The organism is Morganella sp. Je.2.23 (assembly GCF_051129855.1).
Taxonomy (GTDB): domain Bacteria; phylum Pseudomonadota; class Gammaproteobacteria; order Enterobacterales; family Enterobacteriaceae; genus Morganella; species Morganella sibonii.
In genome coordinates, this window is sequence record NZ_JBCPSQ010000006.1 from 151,884 (window position 1) to 164,586 (window position 12,703).

Sequence of the window (12,703 nt, forward strand, 5' to 3'; positions counted from 1 at the left end):
CGCTACTCATTCCGTCAGGATCACAGGGCTGCGATCGTGGCTTTCTGAGCAATCAGTTTTTCTTTTGCTTCACGGTTGGCGGTGAGGCGCTCGCGCTCTTTGGCAACGACAGCTTCCGGCGCACGGCTGACAAAGCCGTCGTTCGCCAGTTTACCTTCGATAGCGGCGATCTCTTTCTCCGTTTTTTCCAGCTCTTTATCCAGACGCGCCAGTTCGTCATCTTTATTGATAAGATCAGCCATCGGGATCAGGATTTCTGCGCCTTCCACCAGCTTGGTCACACACACCGGTGCAGTTTCGCCTTCGGCCATCACACGGACGGATTCCAGACGAGCCATCGCTTTCAGGAAGTTGCTGTTTTCCGCAACACGGCGCTGTGCATCAGCACTTGCCCCGCGCAGCATCACTTCCAGCGGCTTGCTTGGAGCGATATTCATTTCAGCACGGATATTACGTACCGCAACGATAGTCTCTTTGATCCATTCCAGGTCACGCAGTGCCTGCTCATCATTCAGAGAGGCATCATATTCCGGGAACGGTTGCAGCATGATGGTGTCGCCTTCCGCGCCGGTAACCACTTTCACGCGCTGCCAGATGGTTTCCGTGATAAACGGAATAATCGGGTGTGCGAGACGCAGCAGGGATTCCAGAACGGTGATCAGGGTATGACGCGCTGCACGTTTCTGTGCATCGGTACCTTTATGAACCGCCGGTTTGGACAGTTCAAGATACCAGTCACAGAACTGGTTCCAGGTGAATTCATACAGAATATTGGATGCAATATCAAAGCGGTAGGTATCCAGCGCTTCGCGGTATGCTTTCACGGTATTGTTGTATTCCGCCAGAATCCAGCGGTCGGCCAGGGAGAATTCCATCTCACCGCCGTTCAGACCGCAGTCTTTCTCTTCGGTATTCATCAGCACGAAACGGCTGGCGTTCCACAGCTTGTTACAGAAGTTGCGGTAACCGGACAGACGTTTCATATCCCAGTTGATATCGCGGCCGGTAGAGGCCAGCGCTGCCAGGGTAAAGCGCAGGGCATCTGTACCGTGTGCTTCGATCCCTTCCGGGAACTGTTTTTCAGTCCGTTTGGCGATTTTTTCCGCCATCTGCGGCTGCATCATGTTACCGGTGCGTTTTTCCAGCAGTGCCGGCAGAGAGATACCGTCGATCATATCCAGCGGGTCAATAACGTTCCCTTTGGATTTCGACATCTTCTGACCTTCCTCATCACGGATCAGACCCGTCATGTAGATGGTTTTGAACGGGATCTGCGACTTGCCGTTTTCATCTTTGATGAAGTGCATGGTCATCATGATCATGCGGGCGATCCAGAAGAAAATGATGTCGAAGCCGCTGACCAGTACGCTGGTCGGGTGGAATGCTTTCAGTTCCGGGGTGTTTTCCGGCCAGCCCAGGGTTGAGAATGTCCACAGACCGGAGGAGAACCAGGTATCCAGCACGTCTTCGTCCTGGCGCAGTTCAACCATCGCCGGGATATTGTTCTCACGGCGGACTTCGTCTTCGTCGCGGCCGACATACACATTACCCTGATTGTCATACCAGGCCGGGATACGGTGACCCCACCACAGCTGACGGGAGATACACCAGTCCTGAATATCACGCATCCAGGAGAAGTACATGTTTTCGTACTGCTTCGGTACGAACTGGATATCGCCGTCTTCCACGGCTTTGATGGCTTCTTTTGCCAGCGGTGCCGTGCGGACATACCACTGGTCGGTCAGCATCGGTTCGATAACCACGCCGCCGCGATCGCCGTAAGGAACAGTCAGGTCGTGCGGTTTGATCTCTTCCAGCAGGCCGAGTTCTTCGAATTCTTTAACGATCGCTTTACGGGCGGCGAAACGCTCCATGCCACGGTAAGCGGCCGGGATTTCACTGCTGCAGGCGTCAGTCACTTCGCCGTTAGTATCAAATACTTCTGCTTCAGTGCGGATGTTGCCGTCGAAGTCCATGATGTTAATCATGGTCAGCTGGTGGCGTTTACCGACTTCATAGTCGTTGAAGTCATGCGCCGGGGTGATTTTCACACAACCGGTGCCTTTTTCCATATCCGCGTGTTCATCACCGAGGATCGGAATGCGGCGGTTGACGATCGGCAGGATGATTTCTTTGCCGATCAGATCTTTGTAACGCGGATCTTCCGGGTTAACGGCCACGCCGGTATCACCGAGCATGGTTTCCGGACGTGTGGTGGCGACCACCAGGTAATCTTTGCCTTCAGCGGTTTTCGCGCCGTCCGCCAGCGGATAACGGATATGCCACATGAAGCCTTTGACATCACGGTTTTCCACTTCCAGGTCAGAAATTGCGGTGTGCAGTTTCGGGTCCCAGTTCACCAGGCGTTTACCGCGGTAAATCAGGTTATCTTTATACAGGCGGACAAACGCCTCTTTTACGGCAGCTGACAGGCCGTCATCCATGGTGAAGCGCTCGCGCTCCCAGTCCACGGAGTTACCCAGACGGCGCATCTGGTTGGAGATATTACCGCCGGATTCCGCTTTCCATTCCCAGATTTTATCGATAAAACCTTCGCGGCCGTAATCGTGGCGGGTTTTACCTTCTTCTGCGGCGATCTTGCGCTCAACAACCATCTGTGTCGCGATACCGGCGTGGTCAGTACCTGACTGCCACAGGGTGTTTTTGCCCTGCATGCGCTGGTAGCGGATCATGGTATCCATAATGGTCTGCTGGAAAGCATGGCCCATATGCAGGTTGCCGGTGACGTTCGGCGGCGGGATCACAATACAGAAGCTTTCTTTGTCTGTTTTACCGTTCGGTTTGAAATAGCCGCTTTTTTCCCAGTGGGTATAAAGAGGACCTTCGATTTCCGTTGGATTATAGGTTTTATCCAGGGACGGCTCGCAGGCCTGTTGGTTGTCGGTTGTCTTTTCCATTTTTAATCTTTGTTTATCAGTAAGCTGGCGGCGTGGCCATGGTCATCGTAAAGCCGACGCTGCGATAGATTTTATATCGCTCGCGCGCCAACTGTTTTAAGTGTTCATCGATAGGCACAAAGTCTATCACTTCACGGAAGGTTGTCGCAAAATCTGTGAACTGCGGCAGCAGGGCAATCAGTAAATCACGCGGGGAATTTCCCCGTTTCTGCGGCCAGCACAGCTCGACCGGCGCGCCGTAACGCGGCCCTTCTCCGGCTAAATTATGCGGAACAAACGCATCAGGTTCCCGTGCCCAGAGGGCTTCATCCAGTTTCTCGGCCTGCTGTTGTGACTCACAGGCGATCAGCACCCGTTTCCCGCTGCGCCAGGCTTCTCCCGCCAGATGACAGGTCAGCCACTCATGGGCCTCAAGGTCATCAAAAGGGGATGGCTGTTCCATCAGATAGAAGGTGGCGTTTTTCATAATATCTCTGATAGCAGAAAAGGGGATTGCTCAGGATAGCACAATCCCCCGTTACCTTTATGCTTTTTCCGGGCCGCAAAAGCCCGGCAATTCCGGTCAGTCGTCGGTGCTGATACCCGCACGATTTAACAGGAATTGTGACAGCAGTGCAACCGGACGACCTGTCGCACCTTTGTTTTTTCCGGAGCGCCATGCGGTTCCGGCGATATCCAGATGTGCCCAGTTATAACGGGTGGCAAAACGGGACAGGAAGCAGCCTGCGGTGATAGCACCGCCGAGACGGCCGCCGGTGTTGGCCAGATCCGCAAAGTTGGACTCAATCTGCTCGTAGAACTCTTCCGCCAGCGGCAGACGCCATGCACGGTCACCCGCCTGTTCAGAGGCATTCAGTAACTCATGCGCCAGCGGATTGTGGTTTGCCATCAGGCCGCTGAAGTGGTTACCGAGAGCAACCATGCAGGCGCCGGTCAGTGTGGCGACATCGATGACCGTTTCCGGATCAAAACGTTCGGCGTAGGTGAGGGTGTCACACAGCACCAGACGGCCTTCCGCATCGGTATTGAGCACTTCGACCGTCTGTCCGGACATGGTGGTGAGGATATCCCCCGGACGATAGGCATTGCCGCCCGGCATGTTTTCACAGCCCGCGAGAATACCGATCACATTGAGCGGCAGACCCAGCTCAGCCACCACGCGCATCACACCGTAGACCGTTGCCGCGCCGCACATGTCGTATTTCATCTCATCCATGCCGTCAGCCGGTTTGATGGAAATACCGCCGGAGTCAAAGGTCAGGCCTTTGCCGACTAACACGATCGGGCGCGCTTCCGGGTCAGGATTACCTTTATATTCAATCACCGACATCAGCGATTCATTACGTGACCCCTGGCCGACGGCCAGATAAGCCAGCATGCCCAGCTCTTTCATCTGCTCTTCACCGATAACACGGGTACTGAGCACCGGAGAATTACTGTCTGCCAGCTGACGTGCCTGAGAGGCCAGATAAGCGGCATTACAGATATTCGGCGGCATATTGGCCAGATCTTTCGCGGCTTTGATACCGGCGGCAATCGCCAGGCCGTGGCTGATCGCTTTCTCACCGGTCGGCAGTTCGCGGCGGGTCGGTACATTGAAGACCAGTTTGCGCAGCGGACGGCGTAATTCGGTTTTGTTACTTTTCAGCTGATCAAAGACATAGAGGGACTCTTTGGCTGTTTCAACCGCCTGCCGGACTTTCCAGTAGTTGTTGCGGCCTTTGACATGTAACTCGGTCAGAAAACAGACGGCTTCCATTGACCCTGTTTCATTCAGGGTATTGATGGTCGTCCGGATAATCTGTTTGTACTGGCGTTCATCCAGTTCACGTTCTTTCCCGCAGCCGATTAACAGGATACGCTCAGACAGGACATTCGGGACATGGTGCAGCAGCAGAGACTGCCCGACCTTGCCCTCCAGCTCGCCGCGGCGCAGCAGAGCACTGATGTAGCCGTCGCTGATTTTATCGAGCTGCTCCACCACCGGAGACAGACGACGCGGTTCAAAAACCCCGACCACAATACAAGCACTGCGCTGCTTTTCCGGGCTGCCGCTTTTTACACTAAACTCCATGCGCTCTCCTGAATCTTAAAGACAAAGACATCTGCTGCCGCTAAAATGTAGCGTTCGCACTAATCTGCACCATCGATTATAAACAGTTTATGATAAGCTGTGTGCGCACTTTATGAGTCCTGAATATCACGAAAATTCCGTTTCTTTCCGGAAAGGAAGGAAAAAAGCGTAGTCTGATACCGGAATCATCCTCAGGCCGGCAAAATAATGCACACAAATAGTCAACACAGAACGAAGTTAGCTATTTTCATGCAAAAACACAAGTTTTCACAGGCGTATTAAGCGTGATCATTATTAGATATCTGGTAAGAGAAACATTAAAAGCACAGATTGCGATTCTGTTTATCCTGTTGCTTATCTTCTTTTGTCAAAAACTGGTTGAAGTCCTGGGTGCCGCCGTTGAAGGCAGCATCCCGGCCGGACTCGTCGTATCGCTGCTCGGACTGGGTATCCCGGAGATGGCGCAGCTCATTCTGCCGCTGAGTCTCTTCCTCGGGCTGCTGATGACCTACAGCAAACTGTATACTGAAAGCGAAATCACCGTTATGCATGCCTGTGGTCTGGGCAATAATGTGCTGGTGAAATCCGCCATGATCCTGGCTTTCTTTACTGCGCTGGTGGCGGCGGTTAATGTCGCCTGGCTGATCCCGTGGTCATCCCAGTATCAGGACAAAGTGCTGGAAGAGGTGAAAGCCAACCCGGGCGTGACCGCGATGGTCGGCGGGCAGTTTAAAGTTTCTGATGACGGCGGTACGGTGCTCTATCTCGGGGATGTTGACGGCAACCGCTTCAAAAATGTCTTTATTGCCCAGATCTGGGCGAGAAACGAACAGCGTCCGTCCATTGTGGTGGCTGACAGCGGCCATATGACCGAAAAAGAGAACGGTAATCAGGTGGTGGTGCTGGATAAAGGGACCCGTTATGAAGGAACCGCATACCTGCGCGATTTCCGGATCACGGATTTTACCGATTACCAGGCTATCGTTGACCACCGTGATGCGAAAACCGGTGAAAGTAACTACCAGCAGATGACACTGTCTGAGCTGTGGAAAGAAACGGATGCATCTTCCCGTGCCGAATTCCACTGGCGCCTGACCCTGATCTTCTCCGTGGTGGTGATGGCGCTGATGGTGGTGCCGCTCTCTGAGGTGAACCCGCGTCAGGGGCGTGTGCTGAGTATGCTGCCGGCAATGCTGCTGTATCTGATTTTCTTCCTGTTACAAAGTTCGCTGCGCTCAAATGGTGAGAAAGGCAAACTGGACCCGGCTTTCTGGCCGTGGGTGGTTAATCTCAGTTATCTGGCTCTCGCGGTGGTGCTGAACCTGTGGAACACCACAGCCGTCCGGCGTCTGCGTTTTGGTTCTGCCCGTGTTCAGGGGGTTGCCTGATGTTTAAAGTACTTGTTCTTGACCGCTACATCGGGCGGACGATTCTGCAATCCATCATGATGACCCTGTTTATGCTGGTGTCATTATCCGGGATTATCAAATTCGTTGATCAGCTGCGCAAAGTCGGCCAGGGGGAATACTCCACCTGGGACGCCGGTCTGTACACCATCATGAGTATCCCCAAGGATATTCAGATTTTCTTCCCGATGGCAGCACTGCTCGGGGCACTGATGGGACTGGGCGCACTGGCGACCCGCAGTGAACTGGTGGTGATGCAGGCTTCCGGTTACAGCCGCCTCCAGGTGGCGGGTTCGGTGATGAAAACCGCTATCCCGCTGGTGATCCTGACTATGGTCGTCGGTGAATGGCTCGCGCCGTCAGGTGAGCAGTGGGCACGCAACTACCGTGCACAGAAAACGAGCGGTGCTTCGCTGCTGGCGACTGACCGCGGGATGTGGGCAAAAGACGGCAGTGACTTTATCTATATTCAGCGTGTTGACAGTGAAACACAGCTCAAGGGCATCACACTGTACCGGATGAACGATGATCGCAAACTGAAATCGATCCTCAGTGCGGCGGCAGCGGATTATAATGCTGATTCTGATACCTGGACGCTGAGTCAGGTGCAGGAATCTATTCTGAAAGATACCTATGTGATCACCGGTGAGCAGAAGTTGTCGATGACCTGGCAGACACAGATGACCCCGGAAAAACTGAGTGTGGCAGCGCTTGATCCGGAAGCATTGTCGATCAGCGGGCTGTATCAGTTTGTGGATTATTTGCAGCAGAGCGGGCAGGACGCCGGACGTTATCAGCTGAACCTGTGGAAAAAAGTATTCGCACCGCTTTCTGTGGCAGTCATGATGCTGATGGCGCTGTCGTTTATCTTCGGGCCGCTGCGCTCTGTACCGATGGGCGTACGGGTTGTGACGGGGATTGCCTGCGGGTTTGTGTTCTACGTTTCCAACGAGATTTTCGGCTCTCTCAGTCTGACCTACAAATTCCCGCCGTTTCTGGGCGCACTGCTGCCGAGCCTGCTGTTCCTGGCGATCAGTGTGTATATGCTGGTTAAACGTAAGTAAGCGGCAGAGACAGCTCCCGGTATACAGAGCCGGTCAGTGAATGCTGACCGGCTCTGTCATGTCAGCGGCCGGTAATCTGTTCCCAGCTGAGATTAAAGCGCGCCAGATATTTCCGCAGCCGGTCGGCATCATTGGGTTGTTTTTTCTGCTGACGGGAAACAGCAAACAGTGTGCGTCCGGCATCAGAAAGCGTTTGTGAGCGGCGGCAGACAGCAATCACCGTTTCCAGTTGCCGGCGATCAAATAAATCAATCTCACCGACCCCGGCGGGCAAAGTGACCTCTGTTTCCGCATCGTGCCACTGACTCTTCAGCCGTTGCGTTTCCTCCTGTACCAGTGCCGTGGTGATCCGTCCGTTTTCTGCAAATGTTGCCATCCGGGTGACTGATGCACTCAGTTCACGAAAGTTACCGCGCCATAAGGCCGGTGGTGAGCAGGAAAAGGCGAGATAGCGCTGTCTGGCATCGGTATCAAACCGGACACGGGTCTGTTGATCGCGGCTGTATTTTGCCAGCTCATAATCCACGTTCGGCTCAATATCTTCACGCCGCTGTGCCAGTCCCGGCAGGGTAAAGGTCCACATATTGATGCGGGCGTATAAATCCTCTCGGAACAATCCTTCACTGACCCGTTGCGCCAGATTGCGGTGCGTGCCGGCGATCAGCGTAAAATCACTTTCAGTTTCATGATCCGATCCGTAAGGGAAAAAGCGTTTTTCCTCAATCGCTTTCAGCAGCATCGCCTGTTCGTCAGCACCCAGTTCGGCAATCTCATCCAGAAACAGAATACCGCCGTCCGCTTCTTTCAGCAGCCCGCCGCGTGCCTGAACCGCGCCGGTAAATGCGCCTTTTACATGGCCGAACAGGGCGGACATGGCATTATCGCCGCGCAGTGTGGCGCAGTTCACCTCCACAAAACGCCCTTTTACCAGATGGCGGCTGCGGCGCAGTTCATAGATCCGCCGTGCCAGAAATGATTTTCCGGCACCGGTCGGCCCGGTCAGCAGAATAGGGGCGGAAGAGCGCAGAGCGACACGCTCGATTTTATCGATCATGGTATTAAACGCGGCATTGCGCGTGGCAATGCCGGATTTCAGAAACGCGACCTGTGCCTGCTGTTCTTTCTGAAAACGTCCGGTGATCTGTGTATAGCGGCTGAGATCGAGGTCAATAATGGTATAAACACCGGCGGGATCGTTATCCCGCGCATTATGGCGCGGTGCAGTCTGGATAAGACGCGCAGGCAGATAGCTGGCTTCGGTCAGCAGGAACCAGCAAATCTGCACCACATGGGTGCCGGTGGTGATATGCACCAGATACTCTTCATTTTCAGTATCAAACGGGTAGTGTGTGGCAAAATCCAGCAATGCGGTATACACCTGCTCAAAATCCCACGGATCAGCAATATCCACCTCACGCAGCATCACTTCAGTCTGCGGGGAAGCCTGCTCTATATCCTCTTTTACCCGGCCTGCGGTCTGCATATCACCCGGCTGATAAACCAGCTCAAAGCGGTCAATATGCAGATCGGGCTGCTGACACAGCCCGATGCTCGGCCGCCATTTATGCCAGCGGTTGGCTTTCTTGCCGCGCCGGTCGAGTACTGTACCGAGAACACCAATCACAACGTTTTTCTTTGCGGATGACATAGATTATCTTTCCGGATAAAAGACGATATTAAAAGATAAAGAAAGCATACGGGATTTCAGGTCAGGATGTTATCTCAAAAATCGGTGTAATTAATTATTAGTTAAATATCATAAGGATAAATAAATGTTTTCTGATTAAATAAAACTGGCACACTTATCGCAATACTACCGGTACCAAACGAAAGGAATATAAAAATGATAAATCGTGATTTTAATGAACTGGTTCAGGAAAACAGTGCGCCGGTAAAATTGTGGACAAACGGTGTGCCGGTTGATCCGAAAGCGGTGCTGCAATTGCAGAATACGGCAAAAATGCCGTTTATTTTTAAGCACCTGGCGGTAATGCCGGATGTGCATGTTGGTAAGGGATCGACTATCGGCAGTGTGATCCCGACCAAAGGTGCGATCATCCCGGCCGCTGTCGGGGTGGATATCGGCTGCGGAATGATCGCGGTGAAAACATCGCTGGCCGCATCCGACCTGCCGGACAGCCTGCAAAATATCCGCTTTGCTATCGAGGCAGCCGTGCCGCACGGACGCACCACCGAACGCCACGGACGGGATAAAGGAACCTGGAAAAATGTCCCGGATATCGTTGATAACCACTGGATGCAGCTGGATGAGCAGTTCCGCCGTATCTGCGATAAATACCCGAAACTGCGTAATACCAATAACTATAAACACCTGGGTACGCTGGGAACCGGGAACCACTTTATCGAACTGTGCCTGGATGAAGCGGATTTCGTCTGGGTAATGCTGCACAGCGGGTCGCGCGGTGTCGGTAACGCCATCGGTAACCTGTTTATTTCGCTGGCGCAAAAAGATATGCAGACCCACATTGCCAATCTGCCGGATCGCGATCTGGCGTATTTCGAAGAGGGAAGTGTGTATTTTAATGACTATATGGAAGCGGTCGGCTGGGCACAGGATTTTGCCCGCCATAACCGTGAAGTGATGATGCACCGCGTGCTGGAAGCGCTGTCCCGGGAGATCACCAAACCGTTCACCACACAGCAGGAAGCCGTGAACTGCCACCATAACTATGTGCAGAAAGAACAGCATTTTGGTGAGGAAGTACTGGTAACACGAAAAGGCGCGGTATCAGCACAAAAAGGGCAGATGGGGATCATCCCGGGCTCTATGGGCGCAAAAAGCTACATTGTGCGCGGACGCGGAAACGAAGAAAGCTTCTGCTCATGCAGCCACGGCGCAGGCCGTGTGATGAGCCGTACCGAAGCGAAAAAACGCTTCTCGGTGGCAGACCAGCAGCGCGCCACCGCTCATGTGGAATGCCGTAAGGACAGCGATGTGATCGACGAGATCCCGATGGCGTACAAAGATATCGATGCGGTGATGACCGCACAGTCATCGCTGGTGGAAATTGTGCATACACTGCGTCAGGTGGTGTGTGTGAAGGGGTAGAAAATGACAGAAAAATATGATGGAGCCGTCTCCGCTGCCATGCGGGAACGGATAAAAGAGACACTGACGCAGATCGAAAAAACACACCGCGTAAAAGTGCTCTATGCCTGTGAATCCGGCAGTCGCGGATGGGGTTTTTCCTCTCCTGACAGTGATTATGATGTGCGTTTTATCTATGTGCATCAGCCGGATTGGTATCTCGCTCTCGACAAAAAGCGGGATGTGATTGAAAAACCGATTGACGATGAGCTGGATGTGGCGGGTTGGGAGTTATCGAAAGCGCTGAGATTGCTGAGAAACTCCAACCCGGCGCTGATTGAATGGCTGAGTTCGCCGGTGGTGTATTATCAGGATGAGGCATTCACCGGGGAAATAAAAGCGCTTGCAGAGCAGTTTTATTCTGTCCGCAAGGCACGCTATCACTACCTGTCGATGGCAAAACGCAACACGCAGGAGCATTTGCTGACAGAGCAGGTCAGGCTGAAAAAATACTTCTATGTGCTGAGGCCGGTGATGGCGCTGCGCTGGATAGCGGCCGGGAAAGGTCTGCCGCCGATGGCATTTGACTCGCTGGTGGCAGGCACGATAACGGATGCGGATGTGCTGGCTGAAATTGAGGAACTACTGGTACTGAAAAAATCGTCCGGTGAAAGCCACTACGGCACCTGCCGTCCGGCGGTTGACCGTCTGATACAGGATGTGCTGAATGAGGCAGAGAGGTCGTTACCGGAGGCGCCGTATTATCACGACAGCCGGTTACTGGATCGGTTTCTGATGAAAACAGTCACTGCATATACAGACACTTCATATACAGAACATGCCCGCGCCTGATACGGGCATGTTCTTAAGTATCACAGGTAATTGCGGGTATGCAGATCGGCCAGAGCACGTACCAGGTCATTCACGCCATTCGGTAACGGGCTGAATTTACTGCCGTCTTTGCGGGTCATGACCACGAACACACCGATATTTTTCTCCGGTATCATCGCCATATAGGTATTAAACCCGCCGCCGCCGCCGGTTTTCTGATAAATCGCCGGTATTTCTCCGTCCGGAGCCAGATACACCCAGCCTAAACCGAGGCCGTCTGCCTCACCGGCAACATCCATCCCTTTGATCACATTAAGATTATCACGTTTAAAATAGACAGTCTGCTCTTTGCCGGCCGTCGCTTTGCGCTGCGTATTACCGGAAGAGAGGAAGCGCTGCATCCACTTCTGCATATCCGCCGGGGTGGAATACACACCGCCGCTGCCGATAGCCGCCAGCGTGCTGTAACAATCACTTGGCTTAAATCCGACCATCAGCCGCTTACACTGCGCGGCAGACGGATTATAGGTGGTATCTTTCATACCCGCCGGTTGTGTCACATAGTGGCGGAACAGCTCGCTGTACGGACGGTTTCCGGCTTTTTCCAGGGCATCGGCCAGTAAATCATAGGCCAGATTGGAATACGCGGCTTCCGTACCCGGCTGAGCTGTCAGTTTGGTGGTTTTCAGCCAGGTCCAGCGCTGATCGCGGCTCGGCCAGGTAAACACCGGACGCCCCCATTTCCCGCCGGGCTGTTCGCGCGGCAGAATACTGGTGTGACTCGCCAGGTGGAACAGGCGGATCGGCTTGCCGTTATAAGACGGCACGGAAGACTGTTTGTAACTGTACTTTTGCAGCGGATCGTTAAGATTGACCAGACCATCATCCGCCATTTTGACCATCACTTCGCTGGTCATCAGTTTACTGATCGATGCAATACGGATCAGTGAATCTGTCCGTGGCTTAACACCATTACCGGGGCGGGTCTCCCCGTAGCTGCGGTGAAAAACTTCATTATTATCAATCACCACCATAAACATACCGCGGGCATCGGTTTCGGAGAAAATCTTCTCTCCGGTTTCATCGACCAGCTGCGGCGCCAGTTTCAGCGCTTCCGGATTATTTTCAACAATAGACCAGTCAAGCGGCGGGCGTTCGGCAGGTGCTGTATTTTGTTTCTCCGGCTGCGAAGAACAGGCGGACAGTGCGATAGCCAGCAGCGATAACGGCATCAGGCGCACAATATGACGGTGTAATTTACTCATGATAATTCAACAGCCTTCCATGCAGACACAGGGATACAACACTGTAAGTCAGTTATTTTTTGAAGATGCGTAACAGGATACCAATAACAATACCAA

General features: G+C 53.2%; 9 protein-coding genes. 4 read left to right on the forward strand and 5 right to left on the reverse strand.

Annotated features, from left to right (window positions below; translation table 11 throughout):
* Window positions 1-20: 20 nt before the first annotated feature.
* The 3 genes from AAZR23_RS17220 to pepA form a co-directional block, all read right to left on the reverse strand.
* Window positions 21-2,876 (reverse strand): valine--tRNA ligase, encoded by a 2,856-nt coding sequence (locus tag AAZR23_RS17220; protein ID WP_147642774.1) that lies wholly within the window; start codon window positions 2,874-2,876, stop codon window positions 21-23.
* Window positions 2,877-2,934: 58 nt separating this feature from the next.
* Window positions 2,935-3,384 (reverse strand): DNA polymerase III subunit chi, encoded by a 450-nt coding sequence (locus AAZR23_RS17225; RefSeq protein ID WP_004234612.1) that lies wholly within the window; start codon window positions 3,382-3,384, stop codon window positions 2,935-2,937.
* Window positions 3,385-3,480: 96 nt separating this feature from the next.
* Window positions 3,481-4,992, reverse strand: a complete 1,512-nt coding sequence (pepA, locus tag AAZR23_RS17230) for a leucyl aminopeptidase (RefSeq protein WP_434693970.1) — start codon at window positions 4,990-4,992, stop codon at window positions 3,481-3,483.
* A gap of 284 nt (window positions 4,993-5,276) precedes the next feature.
* Between pepA and lptF the strand changes: the two genes are divergently transcribed.
* The gene (lptF, locus tag AAZR23_RS17235) at window positions 5,277-6,380 is read left to right on the forward strand and encodes an LPS export ABC transporter permease LptF (RefSeq protein WP_166708754.1); all 1,104 of its coding nucleotides are present in this window, start codon (window positions 5,277-5,279) and stop codon (window positions 6,378-6,380) included.
* Complete coding sequence (gene lptG, locus AAZR23_RS17240; protein WP_434693972.1) at window positions 6,380-7,462, forward strand: LPS export ABC transporter permease LptG; 1,083 nt, start codon at window positions 6,380-6,382, stop codon at window positions 7,460-7,462. Before lptF ends, lptG begins: the two co-directional genes overlap by 1 nt.
* A 61-nt stretch (window positions 7,463-7,523) precedes the next feature.
* Here the strand turns inward: lptG and rtcR are convergent, their stop codons facing one another.
* Window positions 7,524-9,110 (reverse strand): RNA repair transcriptional activator RtcR, encoded by a 1,587-nt coding sequence (gene rtcR / locus AAZR23_RS17245; RefSeq protein WP_434693975.1) that lies wholly within the window; start codon window positions 9,108-9,110, stop codon window positions 7,524-7,526.
* 195 nt (window positions 9,111-9,305) lie between these two features.
* Between rtcR and AAZR23_RS17250 the strand changes: the two genes are divergently transcribed.
* Both AAZR23_RS17250 and AAZR23_RS17255 read left to right on the forward strand, forming a co-directional pair.
* Entirely contained in the window at window positions 9,306-10,532 is a 1,227-nt protein-coding gene (locus AAZR23_RS17250; RefSeq protein WP_434693978.1) for an RtcB family protein, read from the forward strand.
* A 3-nt stretch (window positions 10,533-10,535) separates the two neighbouring features.
* Entirely contained in the window at window positions 10,536-11,363 is an 828-nt protein-coding gene (locus AAZR23_RS17255) for a nucleotidyltransferase domain-containing protein (protein ID WP_218426900.1), read from the forward strand.
* A gap of 20 nt (window positions 11,364-11,383) precedes the next feature.
* Here the strand turns inward: AAZR23_RS17255 and ampH are convergent, their stop codons facing one another.
* Window positions 11,384-12,607, reverse strand: a complete 1,224-nt coding sequence (gene ampH / locus AAZR23_RS17260) for a D-alanyl-D-alanine-carboxypeptidase/endopeptidase AmpH (protein ID WP_218426898.1) — start codon at window positions 12,605-12,607, stop codon at window positions 11,384-11,386.
* Window positions 12,608-12,703 lie beyond the last annotated feature (96 nt).

Coding starts and splice junctions, on each gene's coding strand:
- pepA (WP_434693970.1), bottom strand. CDS start 4,992: ATGGAGTTTAGTGTAAAAAGCGGCAGCCCGGAAAAGCAGCGCAGTGCT.
- ampH (WP_218426898.1), bottom strand. CDS start 12,607: ATGAGTAAATTACACCGTCATATTGTGCGCCTGATGCCGTTATCGCTG.
- AAZR23_RS17225 (WP_004234612.1), bottom strand. CDS start 3,384: ATGAAAAACGCCACCTTCTATCTGATGGAACAGCCATCCCCTTTTGAT.
- AAZR23_RS17250 (WP_434693978.1), top strand. CDS start 9,306: ATGATAAATCGTGATTTTAATGAACTGGTTCAGGAAAACAGTGCGCCG.
- AAZR23_RS17255 (WP_218426900.1), top strand. CDS start 10,536: ATGACAGAAAAATATGATGGAGCCGTCTCCGCTGCCATGCGGGAACGG.
- lptG (WP_434693972.1), top strand. CDS start 6,380: ATGTTTAAAGTACTTGTTCTTGACCGCTACATCGGGCGGACGATTCTG.
- rtcR (WP_434693975.1), bottom strand. CDS start 9,110: ATGTCATCCGCAAAGAAAAACGTTGTGATTGGTGTTCTCGGTACAGTA.